Consider the following 14,438-nt stretch of genomic DNA (forward strand, 5'->3'; position numbering starts at 1 on the left):
TCAAGTGAATCGCGTTGTGCGGACGGTGAGTTCATTCGAAGGGGTGGCGAATGGTGGCGTTTCCAGGTTCGCCATGGCTGGACGGGTGATCGTGGGATTACTGTGAGTGTGTGAGGCCTGAGGGCACATGCTCTCGCGGGTATGCCGGAGGCAAGGCCGTCGGTTCGTTCGAAGGGTGAGAACCGGCGGACGGGAGGCCCTATTTACCGGCATTCTGATAGGGCTTGGCGCACTCGGCGACAAGTGGTCTCAGGGATGGGGGCGTGCCAGTGGGCGGCAACGGCGGAAGCGGGACGATCGCTGACAAGCGCCCCAACGAGCTGCTCGGTTCGTGGTTCGTGCGCAGCGGCTGGTCCAAGGGCGAGCTGGCCCGCCAGGTGAACCGCAGGGCCCGCCAGCTCGGCGCCAACCACATCTCCACGGACACCTCGCGAGTGCGTCGCTGGCTGGACGGGGAGAACCCGCGCGAGCCGATCCCGCGGATCCTGTCCGAGCTGTTCTCCGAGCGCTTCGGCTGCGTCGTCTCCGTCGAGGACCTCGGTCTGCGCGCCGCCCGCCCGGCACCCTCCGCGTCCGGCGTCGACCTGCCCTGGACGGGCCCGCAGGCGGTGGCCCTGCTCAGCGAGTTCTCGCGCAGCGACCTGATGCTGGCGCGGCGCGGCTTCCTCGGGACCTCGCTGTCCCTGGCCGCGGGCCCGTCCCTGGTCGAGCCCCTGCAGCGCTGGCTCGTGCCCGCCCCCTCCTCGGCGGCCCCGTCCGAGCCCGAGACCGTCCTCGACTCGCGCAGGCCGGGCCGGCTGTCCAAGCCCGAGCTGGACCTGCTGGAGTCCACCACGCGGATGTTCCGCCAGTGGGACGCCCAGTGCGGCGGCGGCCTGCGCCGCAAGGCGGTCGTCGGCCAGCTGCACGAGGTGACCGACCTGCTCCAGGAGCCCCAGCCCGAGGCGACCAGCCGCAAGCTCTTCAAGGTCGCCGCCGAACTCGCCGAACTCGCGGGCTGGATGTCGTACGACGTGGGTCTCCAGCCCACCGCGCAGAAGTACTTCGTCCTCGCCCTGCACGCGGCGAAGGAGGCCGGCGACAAACCGCTCGGCTCCTACGTGCTGTCCAACATGAGCCGCCAGATGATCCACCTCGGCCGGCCCGACGACGCCCTGGAGCTGATCCACCTCGCGCAGTACGGCAGCCGCGACTGCGCCAGCCCGCGCACCCAGGCCATGCTGTATGCGATGGAGGCCCGCGCCTACGCCAACATGGGCCAGCCCGGGAAGTGCAAGCGGGCGGTCCGCATGGCCGAGGACACCTTCGCCGACGCCGACGACTGGGACGAGCCGGACCCCGACTGGATCCGCTTCTTCTCCGAGGCCGAGCTGTTCGCGGAGAACTCGCACTCCTACCGCGACCTCGCCTACGTGGCCGGCCGCAGCCCCACCTACGCCTCCCTGGCCCAGCCGCTGATGGAGCGGGCCGTGGAGCTGTTCGCCGAGGACCGCGAGCACCAGCGGTCGTACGCGCTGAACCTGATCGGCATGGCCACCGTGCACCTGCTGCGGCGCGAGCCCGAGCAGAGCACCCAGTACGCCTCCGACGCCATGCGCGTCGCCAAGAAGGTGCGCTCCGAGCGGGTCAACACCCGGATCCGCAAGACGGTCGACACCGCCGTGCGCGACTTCGGCGACCTCACCGCCGTCGTCGACCTCACCGACCAGCTCGCCGTGGACCTGCCGGAGGCCGCAGAGGCTGTCTGACCCCGCAGGACACCCAAGCGCCGGCCGCGGCCGGTCCTCCCGAACCGCCCGACTCGGCTCCCCCGCGCCAGGTCATCGGAGAGGCCCGCCGCGGCCGGTTCTCTTCGCACCGTGGAGGTTGCGCCACGATAACGATCCCGCAGCCGGACATCCCGCTCTTCACCGACGCGTAACACGCAGGGCGCCTTCGTCACCCCGGCGAAACAACGAGGGGCTTCCACCGAAACGGCGCTGCGCGAGTCTCATGGCGCAGAACAGCCCCACCCCTCACCCGACCGGACCGCCCAGGCACCGCCCGCACGGGGCCGTACCAACCGACGAGGAGACGCCGATGGCACCAGCCATCACGCTTGCCGCGGAGGCACCCAAGTTGTCCGCCGCGAACACAGGCTTCATGCTCATCTGTTCCGCCCTGGTACTGATCATGACCCCGGGCCTGGCCTTCTTCTACGGAGGCATGGTCCGCGTCAAGAGCACCCTGAACATGTTGATGATGAGCTTCATCAGCATGGGCATCGTCACCATCCTCTGGGTGCTCTACGGCTTCTCCCTCGCCTTCGGCTCGGGATCCGGCCTGCTCGGGTGGAACGCCGACTGGCTCGGCCTCAGCAACATCGGCCTGACGGAACTCTGGGACGGCTACACGATCCCGATCTACGTCTTCATGGTCTTCCAGCTGATGTTCGCCATCATCACGCCGGCCCTGATAAGCGGCGCGCTCGCCGACCGCGTCAAGTTCTCGGCCTGGTCGCTCTTCATCGCGCTGTGGGTCACGATCGTCTACGTCCCGGTCGCCCACTGGGTCTGGGGCGCCGACGGCTGGGCCTACAAGCTCGGTGTGATCGACTTCGCCGGTGGTACCGCGGTCCACATCAACGCGGGCGCCGCGGCCCTCGGCGTCATCCTGGTCATCGGCAAGCGGGTCGGCTTCAAACGGGACCCGATGCGCCCGCACAGCCTGCCGCTGGTCATGCTCGGCGCCGGTCTGCTGTGGTTCGGTTGGTTCGGGTTCAACGCCGGCTCCTGGCTCGGCAACGACGACGGCGTCGGCGCGCTGATGTTCGTGAACACGCAGGTCGCCACCGCCGCCGCCATGCTGGCCTGGCTCGCCTACGAGAAGATCCGCCACGGCGCGTTCACCACGCTGGGCGCCGCCTCCGGCGCGGTCGCCGGCCTGGTCGCGATCACCCCGTCGGGCGGCGCGGTCTCCCCGCTCGGCGCGATCGCCGTCGGCGCCATCGCCGGTGTCGCCTGCGCAGCGGCCGTCGGCCTGAAGTTCAAGTGGGGCTACGACGACTCCCTCGACGTCGTCGGCGTCCACATGGTCGGCGGCATCATCGGCTCGCTGCTCATCGGCTTCTTCGCCACCGGCAAGGGCCAGTCCGACGCGACCGGCGTCTTCTACGGCGACCACTCCTTCGACCAGCTGTGGAAGCAGTGCGCCGGCGTCTTCGCGGTCCTCGCCTACTCCCTGGTCGCCTCCGCCGTCCTCGCCTTCCTGATCGACAGGACGATGGGCATGCGGGTCACCGAGGACGAGGAGGTCTCCGGCATCGACCAGGCCGAGCACGCCGAGAGCGCCTACGACTTCAGCGGCACCGGCGGCGGCGTCATCGGCTCCGCAGCCCCGGCCCCCGGCCCGGCCGCGGCCGCCAAGCCCTCCAAGAAGGTGGACGCATGAAGCTCATCACCGCCGTCGTCAAGCCGCACCGGCTGGACGAGATCAAGGAGGCCCTCCAGGCCTTCGGCGTCCACGGACTGACGGTCACCGAGGCCAGCGGCTACGGTCGTCAGCGGGGCCACACCGAGGTCTACCGCGGTGCCGAGTACACCGTCGACCTGGTTCCCAAGATCCGCATCGAGGTACTGGCCGAGGACGACGACGCCGAGCAGGTGGTCGAGGTCATCGTCAAGGCGGCCCGCACCGGCAAGATCGGTGACGGCAAGGTCTGGTCGCTGCCGGTGGAGACGGCCGTACGGGTCCGCACCGGCGAGCGCGGCCCGGACGCGCTCTGACACGACGCGAGGACAGGAGTCGCTGGGTGACGGGTACGGATGTACGCAAGGACACGGACGACTCGGGACCCGGCGGCTACGCGGCGGCCCGGCTGCGTCTCCTCAACGAGGAGGCGCGGCCAGGGCCGCCGCGCCGTTCCGCCCTCGCCGGGCTGACCGACGACTGGCTCGCCGGCCTCTTCACGGCCGCGGCCCGGGAACCGAGAGGCGTCTCGCTCGTCGCCGTCGGCGGCTACGGCCGCGGGGAGCTGTCGCCGCGCAGCGACCTCGACCTCCTGCTGCTGCACGACGGCGGCGACCCCGGCGCGATCGCCGCCCTCGCCGACCGCCTCTGGTACCCGGTCTGGGACCTCGGCCTGGCCCTCGACCACTCCGTGCGCACCCCGGCCGAGGCCCGCCGGACCGCCGGTGAGGACCTGAAGGTCCAGCTCGGCCTGCTGGACGCCCGGCACCTCGCCGGAGACCTGGGCCTCACCGCCGCACTGCGCACCGCCGTCCTGGCCGACTGGCGCAACCAGGCCCCCAAACGCCTCCCCGAGCTGCAGGAACTCTGCGCCGAGCGCGCCGAACGGCAGGGCGAGCTGCAGTACCTCCTGGAGCCCGACCTCAAGGAGGCCCGCGGCGGCCTCCGCGACGCCACCGCCCTGCGCGCCGTGGCCGCCTCCTGGCTGGCCGACGCCCCGCGCGAGGGCCTCGCGGACGCCCGCCGGCGGCTGCTCGACGTCCGGGACGCCCTGCACCTGGCCACCGGCCGCGCCACCGACCGGCTCGCGCTCCAGGAACAGGACCAGGTCGCGGCCGGGCTCGGCCTGCTGGACGCCGACACCCTGCTGCGCCAGGTGTACGAGGCGGCGCGCGTCATCTCGTACGCCAGCGACGTCACCTGGCGCGAGGTGGGGCGCGTGCTGCGCTCGCGCGCCGTCCGTCCGCGCCTGCGCGCCATGCTGGGCGGCGGGAAACCGGCCACCGAACGGTCGCCGCTGGCCGAGGGCGTCGTCGAGCAGGAAGGCGAGGTGGTGCTCGCCCGCGCCGCACGCCCCGAACGCGACCCCGTGCTGCCGCTGCGCGCCGCGGCCGCCGCGGCCCAGGCCGGCCTTCCGCTCTCCCTGCACGCCGTACGGCGCATGGCCGCCACCACGCGCCCGCTGCCCACGCCCTGGCCCGCCGAGGCCCGCGAACAACTGGTCACCCTGCTCGGCTCCGGCCGCCCCACCATCGACGTCTGGGAGGCGCTGGAGGCGGAGGGCCTGATCAGCCGGCTTCTGCCCGACTGGGAACGGGTCCGCTGCCGGCCGCAGCGCAACGCCGTCCACATCTGGACCGTGGACCGGCACCTCATCGAGACCGCGGTCCGCGCCTCCGAGCTCACCCGCCGCGTCAGCCGCCCCGACCTGCTCCTCGTGTCCGCGCTGCTGCACGACATCGGCAAGGGCTGGCCAGGCGACCACTCCGTGGCCGGTGAGATCATCGCCAAGGACGTGGCCGCGCGGATCGGCTTCGACCGCGCCGACGTCACGGTGCTCGCCACGCTCGTCCGGCACCACCTGCTGCTGATCGAGACGGCCACCCGGCGTGACCTGGACGACCCCGCCACCGTCCACGCGGTCGCCGAGGCCGTCGGCAGCCAGAGCACCCTGGAGCTGCTGCACGCCCTCACCGAGGCCGACGCGCTCGCGACCGGCCCCGCCGCCTGGTCCGCCTGGCGCGGCTCCCTCGTCGCCGACCTGGTCCGCCGCGTGGCCGCCGCCCTGGCCGGCGACGTGGCCGAGGAACCCGAGCCCGCCGCGCCCACCGCCGAGCAGGAACGCCTCGCCATCGAGGCCTTCCGCACCGGCGGCCCCGTCCTCGCGCTGCGCGCGCAGCCCGAACCGGCGCCCGAGGAGGAGGGCCCGGGCGAGCCCGAACCGCTCGGCGTCGAGCTGCTCATCGCCGTACCGGACCAGCCGGGTGTGCTCCCGGCGGTCGCCGGCGTCCTCGCCGTGCACCGGCTGACCGTCCGCACGGCCGGGCTGCGCGCCCTGCGCCTGCCCCACGACGTCGAGGACGCGTCGGTCCTGCTGCTGAACTGGCGGGTCGCCGCGGAGTACGGCTCCCTGCCGCAGGCCACCCGGCTGCGCGCCGACCTGGTCCGCGCCCTCGACGGCTCCCTCGACATCGCCGGCCGCCTCGCCGAGCGGGACGCCGCCTACCCGCGCCGCCGCGGATGGGTGGCCCCGCCGCCCCGGGTGACGGTGGCCTCGGCGGCCTCCCACCACGCCACGGTGATCGAGGTGCGCGCCCAGGACGCCCCCGGGCTGCTGTTCCGCATCGGCATGGCCCTGGAGAAGGCGGCGGTGCGGGTGCGCAGCATGCACGTCAGCACCCTGGGCGCCAACGCGGTCGACGCCTTCTACGTGACGACGGGCGCCGGGGCGCCGCTGCCGCCGGAGGACGCGGCGTCGACGGCCAAGGTGCTCGAGGAGACCCTGCGCGGATGACGCGGCGTCGCGCTCCCCGCCCGCCGCACGCGGCGGGCGGGGAGCGGGCGGGGGATATCCGCTCTCCGGGCGGATATCCTGGAGGGCAGCCCAGAACGCCCCCGACTCCCGAGGACCGACGCCGCCGTGTTCGATACCCTCTCCGACCGCCTCAGTGCGACCTTCAAGAACCTCCGTGGGAAAGGCCGACTGAGCGAAGCGGACATCGACGCCACGGCGCGCGAGATCCGCATCGCACTCCTCGAAGCCGACGTCGCCCTGCCCGTCGTCCGGACGTTCATCAAGAACGTCAAGGAACGCGCGCTCGGCGCCGAGGTCTCCAAGGCGCTGAACCCCGCCCAGCAGGTCCTCAAGATCGTCAACGACGAACTGGTGACCATCCTCGGCGGCGAGACCCGCCGGCTCCGCTTCGCCAAGCAGCCGCCCACCGTGATCATGCTCGCGGGTCTGCAGGGCGCCGGTAAGACCACCCTCGCGGGCAAGCTCGGCCGGTGGCTGAAGGAGCAGGGCCACTCGCCGCTGCTCGTCGCCGCCGACCTCCAGCGCCCGAACGCCGTGAACCAGCTCAGCGTCGTCGCCGAGCGCGCCGGCGTCGCCGTCTACGCGCCCGAGCCGGGCAACGGCGTCGGCGACCCGGTGAAGGTCGCCAAGGACTCCATCGAGCACGCGCGGACCAAGGTCCACGACATCGTGATCGTGGACACCGCGGGCCGGCTCGGCATCGACCAGGAGATGATGCAGCAGGCCGCGGACATCCGCGACGCCGTCTCCCCGGACGAGATCCTGTTCGTCGTCGACGCGATGATCGGCCAGGACGCCGTCAACACCGCCGAGGCCTTCCGCGACGGCGTGGGCTTCGACGGCGTGGTGCTCTCCAAGCTCGACGGTGACGCCCGCGGTGGTGCGGCCCTGTCGATCCGGCAGATCACCGGCAAGCCGATCATGTTCGCGTCGAACGGCGAGAAGCTCGACGACTTCGACGCCTTCCACCCGGACCGGATGGCCTCCCGCATCCTCGACATGGGTGACCTGCTCACCCTGATCGAGCAGGCGGAGAAGACCTTCAGCCAGGAAGAGGCCGCCAAGATGGCCTCGAAGCTGGCGTCCAAGAAGGGCCAGGACTTCACCCTGGACGACTTCCTGGCCCAGATGGAGCAGGTCAGGAAGATGGGCTCCATCTCCAAGCTGCTCGGCATGCTCCCGGGCATGGGCCAGATCAAGGACCAGATCAACAACCTGGACGAGCGGGACGTCGACCGCACCGCCGCGATCATCAAGTCGATGACGCCGGTCGAGCGGCAGGACCCGACGATCATCAACGGCTCCCGGCGCGCCCGTATCGCCAAGGGTTCCGGTGTCGACGTCAGCGCGGTGAAGAACCTCGTCGAGCGGTTCTTCGAGGCCCGCAAGATGATGTCCCGCATGGCGCAGGGCGGCGGCATGCCGGGCATGCCGGGGATCCCGGGCATGGGCGGCGGCCCCGGCCGTACCAAGAAGCAGCCGAAGAAGGCCAAGGGCAAGCAGCGCTCCGGCAACCCGATGAAGCGCAAGCAGCAGGAGCAGGAGGAGGCGGCCCGGCGCGCGGCGGCCGCCGAGGGCGGCGCCTTCGGGCTGCCGCAGCAGGGCGGCCAGGAGTTCGAGCTGCCCGACGAGTTCAAGAAGTTCATGGGCTGATTCCCGCCCGCACGTCCCTGAGGGCGCCCTCCCGGACCGGGGGGCGCCCTCAGCGCATGCCGAGGCAGGCGCGGTGCCGTAACGTCCAGGTATGAGCAATGCGGCGCCACCCCGCAAAGCCCCTGACCAGCCGTGGCGCGCCGAGGGCACCCCGGACGAGAGACCCCGGCCGGCCGGCGGCGGACTGCGCGGCGGCAAGTGGTGGGGCCTGCTCGTCACCGCGGTGATCGTCTTCCTGCTGGCGTACGTCGGCCTGAACTACCTCGGCCAGGGAAACGAACCGACGATCTCCTACACGGAGTTCAGCCGGGAGGTCGGCGCCGGCAACGTCGCCAAGATCTACTCCAAGGGCGACGCGATCCAGGGCCAGCTCAAGAGCCCCCGGGCCAACCCCGACGGCGGCGGCGACTACACCAAGTTCCGGACGCAGCGGCCCGCCTTCGCCGACGACAGGCTGTGGCAGAACCTCGCCAGCCACGGCGTCACCGTGACGGCGCGTCCCGTCGTGCAGGAGCGCGGGCTCCTGTCCAACCTGCTGATCTCCCTGATCCCGATCGTGCTGCTGGCGGCCGTGTGGATCTTCATCGCCCGGCGGGTCGGCACGGGGCTGGGCGGCGCGGGCGGCATGTTCGGGCGCAAGGCGCCGCCCAGACCGGTCGAGCTGCGGCCCGGCACCGGGCGCACCACCTTCGCCGACGTGGCCGGCATCGACGAGGTCAAGGGCGAGCTGGACGACGTCGTCGACTTCCTGAAGCACCCCGACACCTATCGCAGGATGGGCGCCAAGCTGCCCCGCGGAGTCCTGCTCGCCGGATCCCCGGGCACCGGCAAGACCCTGCTCGCGCGCGCGGTCGCGGGCGAGGCCGGGGTGCCGTTCTTCTCGGCCTCGGCGTCCGAGTTCATCGAGATGATCGTCGGCGTCGGCGCCTCCCGGGTCCGCGAGCTGTTCGCCGAGGCCCGCAAGGTGGCGCCGTCGATCATCTTCATCGACGAGATCGACACCATCGGCCGGGTGCGCGGCGGCGGCGCCTCGATGAGCGGCCACGACGAGCGCGAGCAGACCCTGAACCAGATCCTCACCGAGATGGACGGCTTCTCCGGCTCCGAGGGCGTGATCGTCATCGCGGCGACCAACCGCGCGGACATCCTCGACCCGGCGCTGACCCGGCCCGGCCGCTTCGACCGGGTGGTCAGCGTGGCCCCGCCGGACCGCGGCGGACGCGAGGCGATCCTGCGCATCCACACCCGCGAGATGCCGCTCGCCGGCGATGTGGACCTGGCGCAGCTGGCCCGGGTGACGCCCGGCATGACGGGTGCGGATCTGGCCAACCTCGCCAACGAGGGCGCGCTGCTCGCGGTCAAGGCCAAGCGGGAGCGGGTGACGCGGGCGGATCTGTCCGAAGCGCTGGAGAAGGTCCAGCTCGGCGCCGAGCGCACCCTGGTCATGCCCGAGGAGGACCGCCGCCGCACCGCGTACCACGAGAGCGGCCACGCCCTGCTCGGCATGCTGCAGACCGGCGCCGACCCGGTCCGCAAGATCACCATCGTGCCGCGCGGCCGGGCGCTCGGGGTGACCATGTCCACGCCCGAGGTGGAGCGGTACGCCCACTCGGAGGGCTACCTGCGCGGCCGCATCATCGGCGCGCTCGGCGGCATGGCCGCGGAGGAGGTCGTCTACGGAGTCGTCACCACCGGCGCCGAGAGCGACCTCGAGCAGGTCACCAACATCGCGCGTGGGATGGTGGCCCGCTGGGGCATGAGCGAGCGCGTGGGCCGGCTCTCCGCGCTCCCCAGCGACGCCCAGCAGGCGTACGGACTGTCGGCCGCCCCGCGCACCCTCGACGTGATCGACGACGAGATGCGCCGCATCGTCGACCAGTGCTACGAGGAGGCCTGCCAGAAGCTGCGCGACCACCGCGGCCGGCTGGACGCGCTGGCGCACGCGCTGCTGGAGAACGAGACGCTGGAGGAGGCGGACGCCTACCGGATCGCCGGCATCACCCGCCTGACCAAGGACGTGGAGGCCTAGCGGGCGGGCCGATCGCCGCAAGCGCCTCTACGGCACGCGGGCGACGAGATAGCGGAAGACGTTCGGCATCCACACCGTCCCGTCCGCGCGCCGGTAGGGATGCAGCGCCTCCGCCAGCTCCTTGTCCACCTGCTTGCCGTCGGTGGCCGCGATCGCCGCGTCGAAGAGCCCGGTCGACAGCAGGCCGCGCACGGCGCTGTCGGCGTCGGCGTACCCGAACGGGCAGGCCACCCGTCCCGAGCCGTCCGGTTTCAGCCCCGCCCGCTGGGCGACCTCCTCCAGGTCGTCGCGGCGGGCCGGCCGCCAGCTCCGCGCGCTGCGCAGCGGATCGGCGAGCTTCGTCGCCACCCGCAGCACCGAGGAGGTGGCGCAGCGCTCGGGCGGCCCCCAGCCGGCGAGCACCACGGCCGCGCCGCGCGCGGCCAGCGGCAGCGCGCCCGACAGCAGGCCGCCCAGGCCCTCGGAGTCGCCCGCCAGACAGCCGATCGGCTCGAAGACGGTCACCAGCGTGTACCCGCGCGTCCCCGCGCCGGCCGCGTCCCCCGGCAGTTCCTCGACCAGCCGCGTGCGCGTGCCCGCGTCCGCCTCTGCGCCCGCACGCGCGCGCGTGCCGCGCCCCGGGTCCGGTGACAGGCGCCCGCGCGCGAGGGCGAGCAGTTCCCGGCAGGAGTCGACGCCGGTCACGGCGGCCCCTCTGGAGGCCGCCATCAGCAGGGCCAGGCCGGAACCGCAGCGCAGGCCCAGCAGCCGTGTCGCCGGGCCCACGTCGAGCCGTTCGTACACCGCCTCGTAGAGCGGGACCAGCATCCGCTCCTGGATCTCGGACCAGTCACGCGCGCGTGCGCACGGGTTCACTCCGGGTGGTGCTGAACCCGGGTGGGCCAAGTGCTCCCGCGCGAGCGTAGGTGTCATGGGTAAGCGCCCCTATCCGCCGACAGTTCGTCGCAGTGCCCGATTGCGAGGCCCCCGTGCCGATCGCTCGCACCCTCCACCTATGTCAGGTAACTCCCGGCTCGCGGTGCCGTCCAGGGGGCGTGGGGCCCCGCTTGGGGACTGAGCGCACATGTGGCGAGATTTCACATCCACGCAACCCGGGCGACCGGTACGGTGTCCGCTCCCGTGGGGGCGGGCCGGTGACGAGGGGCGCGGGCCCACCCGGTAACGTCGCGATCGGCGCGGACGCCCGCACGGGCGACGGCGCCACGCGAGAGCGACCGAAACACGCCTTGCGCACCGGCCGCCCCCGTCCACAGCACCGCTTACACGCCGCGTCGTACGTCGGACTACGCACCGGCTTGGTATGAGCTGTGAGGCTTCTCCGCAGATCAGCGCACCCGCCCTCGTCAGGACGCATCAGCGGCAACTGACGGGTACGTGCAAATTATTTGGGATGCCCCGGAATAGGAACACAGTGGCACCCACGCTCGTTGTCATTACGTGAGCACGACACAGACACCACCTGTTCTCGCCGCAGAGCTGGCACAGGCGTGGGCCGACATTCAGCGGTACCACCCCGAACTGCCGGACCTTGCCGCGCCAGAGTCCCTGATCGGGGAGTCGTCGTCCGCGTGCGGTCACGAACTCTCCTTCGAGCGCCTGCTCCACGAGGCCGTCCACGGCATCGCCGCCGCGCGAGGTGTCCGCGACACCTCCCGCGCCGGCCGCTACCACAACCGCCGCTTCCTGGCCGTCGCCGAGGAACTGGGCCTGGACCACCCCGACGAGCCGCATCCCAGCAGTGGCTTCTCGCTGGTCACGCTCAACCCCGAGGCGAAGCGGCGCTACCGTCCGACCATCGAGCGCCTGCAGCGCGCCCTGAAGGCCCACACGGCGGCCACCTCCGCCGACACCTCCCGCACCTTCCGGGGCCCGGCCGCCCGCCACGGCTCCTCCGGCGGCGGCGTCCGCGTCAAGGCGGTCTGCGACTGCGGCCGCAACGTCCGCGTGGTGCCCTCGGTCCTGGCCCAGGCCCCCATCGTGTGCGGCGGCTGCGGCAAGCCGTTCCGGATCCCGGAGGTCGTGGGAGTGGCGTAGCCGCGAGCCGCGAGTACCGGCATCTCGTGGGTGCCGGAAGCGGACTCGTCCCCGCGCGGCCGCCGGCGGCGGTCCGCGGCGCCGAGCGGCGCACCCGACGCGGCCTCACCCCCGCGCCGGGTGCCGCTCCGGCGTGCCCTGGTCCGGCCCTCACCCCGTGGCGGGGAGTGACTCGGTGCGTATGGCACAATGGCTAGCTGTACTCGACAGTCGCACAGGACCCCTCTCTCCTCCGGCTGACGCGTCCATCGGGCATTCGGGTACCGCAACCCCACGCGGCAACTCGCCGTGCCCAACCACGTCAAAACCAGGAGAATCCACTCCCGTGGCAGTCAAGATCAAGCTGAAGCGTCTGGGCAAGATCCGTTCGCCTCACTACCGCATCGTCGTCGCCGACTCCCGTACCCGCCGTGACGGCCGGGCCATCGAGGAGATCGGCAAGTACCACCCGACCTACAACCCGTCGGTCATCGAGGTGGACGCCGACCGTGTGGCGTACTGGCTGGGTGTCGGCGCGCAGCCGACCGAGCCCGTCCTCGCCATCCTGAAGAAGACCGGCGACTGGCAGAAGTTCAAGGGCGAGCCGGCTCCCGCGCCGCTGCTCGTCGCGGAGCCGAAGTCGACGCGCCCGTCGTTCGAGGCTCTCGGCGGTGACGACGAGGGCAAGGGTGAGGCCATCACCCAGAAGAAGAAGGCTGAGAAGAAGGACGAGGCCGCTGCCGAGTCCGAGTCGACCGAGGCCTGAGCACCATGCTCGAAGAGGCGCTTGAGCACCTCGTGAAGGGCATCGTCGACAACCCTGACGATGTGCGGGTCGCCTCGCGTGACCTGCGCCGCGGGCGCGTGCTGGAGGTCCGGGTCCACCCCGACGACCTCGGCAAGGTGATCGGCCGCAACGGCCGTACCGCGCGTGCTCTGCGCACCGTCGTGGGTGCCATCGGCGGCCGCGGTGTCCGTGTCGACCTTGTCGACGTGGACCACGTCCGCTGACGCTCAACGCAGCACCGGCTCGGGCCGGGGAGGGCCACAGGGCCGTCCCCGGCCCGTAGTCGTATCGACAGGAGATCAAGCACAGTGCAGCTGGTAGTCGCACGGATCGGCCGCGCCCACGGCATCAAGGGCGAGGTCACCGTCGAGGTACGTACCGACGAGCCCGAGCTGCGGCTCGCCCCGGGCGCCGTTCTGGCCACCGAACCGGCCTCCGCCGGACCCCTCACCATCGCCACCGGCCGGGTGCACAGCGGACGGCTCCTGCTGCGCTTCGAGGGCGTCGGGGACCGCAGCGCCGCCGAGGCCCTGCGCAACACCCTGCTGATCGCCGAGATCGACCCCGAGGAACTGCCCGAGGGCGAGGACGAGTACTACGACCACCAGCTCATGGACCTCGACGTGGTCACCGAGGACGGCACGGGGGTCGGCCGGATCACCGAGATCTCCCACCTGCCCTCCCAGGACCTGTTCATCGTCGAGCGCCCGGACGGCAGCGAGGTGATGATCCCCTTCGTCGAGGAGATCGTGACCGAGATCGACCTCGAGGAGCAGAAGGCCGTCATCGCGCCCCCGCCGGGTCTGATCGACGACCGCGCCGAGATCGCCTCGTCCCGGGAAGAGGACGCATGAGGCTCGACGTCGTCACGATCTTCCCCGAGTACCTGGAGCCGCTGAACGTCTCCCTCGTCGGCAAGGCACGCGCGCGCGGGCAGCTCGACGTCCACGTCCACGACCTGCGCGCGTGGACGTACGACCGGCACAACACCGTCGACGACACCCCCTACGGCGGCGGACCCGGCATGGTCATGAAGACCGGGCCCTGGGGCGACGCGCTGGACACGGTGCTCGCCGACGGTTACGAGTCCGGCGACCGCACCCCCGCCCTGATCGTGCCCACCCCCAGCGGCCGACCTTTCACCCAGGAACTGGCGGTCGAACTCTCCGAGCGCCCCTGGCTGATCTTCACGCCGGCCCGCTACGAGGGCATCGACCGGCGCGTCATGGACGAGTACGCGACCCGGATGCCCGTCTACGAGGTCTCCATCGGCGACTACGTGCTCGCCGGCGGCGAGGCGGCCGTCCTGGTCGTCACCGAGGCCGTGGCCCGGCTGCTGCCCGGGGTCCTCGGCAACGCCGAGTCCCACCGGGACGACTCCTTCGCGCCCGGCGCGATGGCCGCCCTCCTGGAGGGCCCCGTCTACACCAAGCCGCCCGTCTGGCGCGGCCGGGACATCCCCGAGACGCTGCTCAGCGGCCACCACGGCCGGATCGCCCGCTGGCGCCGCGACGAGGCCCTGCGGCGCACCACGGCCCACCGGCCCGACCTGATCGAGCGCTGCGACCCCAAGGCCTTCGACAAGAAGGACCGCGAGATGCTCTCCATCCTGGGCTGGGAACCGGACCCGGAAGGCGAGCCGTACGGCCGGTTTTGGCGCCACGCCGACGACGTGGAACAATAGGCCGCTGTTG

12 protein-coding genes are annotated in these 14,438 nt (G+C 72.0%); 11 read left to right on the forward strand and 1 reads right to left on the reverse strand.

Annotation, left to right across the window (positions count from 1 at the left end):
* Positions 1 to 269 precede the first annotated feature (269 nt).
* The 6 genes from nsdA (at position 270) to ftsH (ending at position 9,944) form a co-directional block, all read left to right on the forward strand.
* Positions 270 to 1,748, forward strand: coding sequence for a transcriptional repressor NsdA (gene nsdA, locus ACZ7JA_RS29970; protein WP_351664611.1), 1,479 nt, complete (start codon positions 270 to 272; stop codon positions 1,746 to 1,748).
* Positions 1,749 to 2,079: 331 nt separating this feature from the next.
* On the forward strand, positions 2,080 to 3,429 hold the full coding sequence (locus ACZ7JA_RS29975) for an ammonium transporter (RefSeq protein WP_351664328.1): 1,350 nt from the start codon (positions 2,080 to 2,082) through the stop codon (positions 3,427 to 3,429).
* Complete coding sequence (locus tag ACZ7JA_RS29980; protein ID WP_389450882.1) at positions 3,426 to 3,764, forward strand: P-II family nitrogen regulator; 339 nt, start codon at positions 3,426 to 3,428, stop codon at positions 3,762 to 3,764. Before ACZ7JA_RS29975 ends, ACZ7JA_RS29980 begins: the two co-directional genes overlap by 4 nt.
* 26 nt (positions 3,765 to 3,790) lie before the next feature.
* Entirely contained in the window at positions 3,791 to 6,241 is a 2,451-nt protein-coding gene (locus tag ACZ7JA_RS29985) for a [protein-PII] uridylyltransferase (protein ID WP_470811482.1), read from the forward strand.
* A gap of 126 nt (positions 6,242 to 6,367) precedes the next feature.
* Entirely contained in the window at positions 6,368 to 7,915 is a 1,548-nt protein-coding gene (ffh, locus tag ACZ7JA_RS29990) for a signal recognition particle protein (RefSeq protein ID WP_351664324.1), read from the forward strand.
* A 91-nt stretch (positions 7,916 to 8,006) separates the two neighbouring features.
* Positions 8,007 to 9,944, forward strand: coding sequence for an ATP-dependent zinc metalloprotease FtsH (gene ftsH, locus ACZ7JA_RS29995; RefSeq protein WP_470811484.1), 1,938 nt, complete (start codon positions 8,007 to 8,009; stop codon positions 9,942 to 9,944).
* Between the two features lie 27 nt (positions 9,945 to 9,971).
* Here the strand turns inward: ftsH and ACZ7JA_RS30000 are convergent, their stop codons facing one another.
* A complete protein-coding gene (locus tag ACZ7JA_RS30000) occupies positions 9,972 to 10,856 on the reverse strand; it encodes a class I SAM-dependent methyltransferase (RefSeq protein ID WP_351664319.1) in 885 nt (294 codons plus the stop codon).
* Between the two features lie 525 nt (positions 10,857 to 11,381).
* Between ACZ7JA_RS30000 and ACZ7JA_RS30005 the strand changes: the two genes are divergently transcribed.
* The 5 genes from ACZ7JA_RS30005 to trmD all read left to right on the forward strand — a co-directional run bounded on the left by ACZ7JA_RS30005 (position 11,382) and on the right by trmD (position 14,428).
* On the forward strand, positions 11,382 to 11,978 hold the full coding sequence (locus tag ACZ7JA_RS30005; RefSeq protein ID WP_351664318.1) for a hypothetical protein: 597 nt from the start codon (positions 11,382 to 11,384) through the stop codon (positions 11,976 to 11,978).
* Positions 11,979 to 12,303: 325 nt separating this feature from the next.
* Positions 12,304 to 12,723 carry a 30S ribosomal protein S16 gene (gene rpsP / locus ACZ7JA_RS30010; protein ID WP_132889815.1) on the forward strand — a complete coding sequence of 140 codons (420 nt, stop codon included), beginning with the start codon at positions 12,304 to 12,306 and terminating at the stop codon, positions 12,721 to 12,723.
* Between the two features lie 5 nt (positions 12,724 to 12,728).
* Positions 12,729 to 12,968, forward strand: a complete 240-nt coding sequence (locus tag ACZ7JA_RS30015; protein WP_109381758.1) for an RNA-binding protein — start codon at positions 12,729 to 12,731, stop codon at positions 12,966 to 12,968.
* Positions 12,969 to 13,052: 84 nt separating this feature from the next.
* The gene (rimM, locus tag ACZ7JA_RS30020) at positions 13,053 to 13,598 is read left to right on the forward strand and encodes a ribosome maturation factor RimM (RefSeq protein WP_470811488.1); all 546 of its coding nucleotides are present in this window, start codon (positions 13,053 to 13,055) and stop codon (positions 13,596 to 13,598) included.
* Positions 13,595 to 14,428, forward strand: a complete 834-nt coding sequence (gene trmD / locus ACZ7JA_RS30025) for a tRNA (guanosine(37)-N1)-methyltransferase TrmD (RefSeq protein WP_351664313.1) — start codon at positions 13,595 to 13,597, stop codon at positions 14,426 to 14,428. The genes rimM and trmD overlap by 4 nt, the downstream gene beginning before the upstream one ends.
* The last annotated feature ends 10 nt before the right edge of the window (positions 14,429 to 14,438 follow it).

The sequence above is a fragment of the Streptomyces sp. NPDC038135 genome (assembly GCF_055601245.1).

What these genes read in the sequence shown, in the direction of transcription:
- ACZ7JA_RS29975 (WP_351664328.1), top strand. Translation starts at nt 2,080, where the DNA reads ATGGCACCAGCCATCACGCTTGCCGCGGAGGCACCCAAGTTGTCCGCC.
- ACZ7JA_RS29980 (WP_389450882.1), top strand. Translation starts at nt 3,426, where the DNA reads ATGAAGCTCATCACCGCCGTCGTCAAGCCGCACCGGCTGGACGAGATC.
- ftsH (WP_470811484.1), top strand. Translation starts at nt 8,007, where the DNA reads ATGAGCAATGCGGCGCCACCCCGCAAAGCCCCTGACCAGCCGTGGCGC.
- ACZ7JA_RS30000 (WP_351664319.1), bottom strand. Translation starts at nt 10,856, where the DNA reads ATGACACCTACGCTCGCGCGGGAGCACTTGGCCCACCCGGGTTCAGCA.
- ACZ7JA_RS30015 (WP_109381758.1), top strand. Translation starts at nt 12,729, where the DNA reads ATGCTCGAAGAGGCGCTTGAGCACCTCGTGAAGGGCATCGTCGACAAC.
- trmD (WP_351664313.1), top strand. Translation starts at nt 13,595, where the DNA reads ATGAGGCTCGACGTCGTCACGATCTTCCCCGAGTACCTGGAGCCGCTG.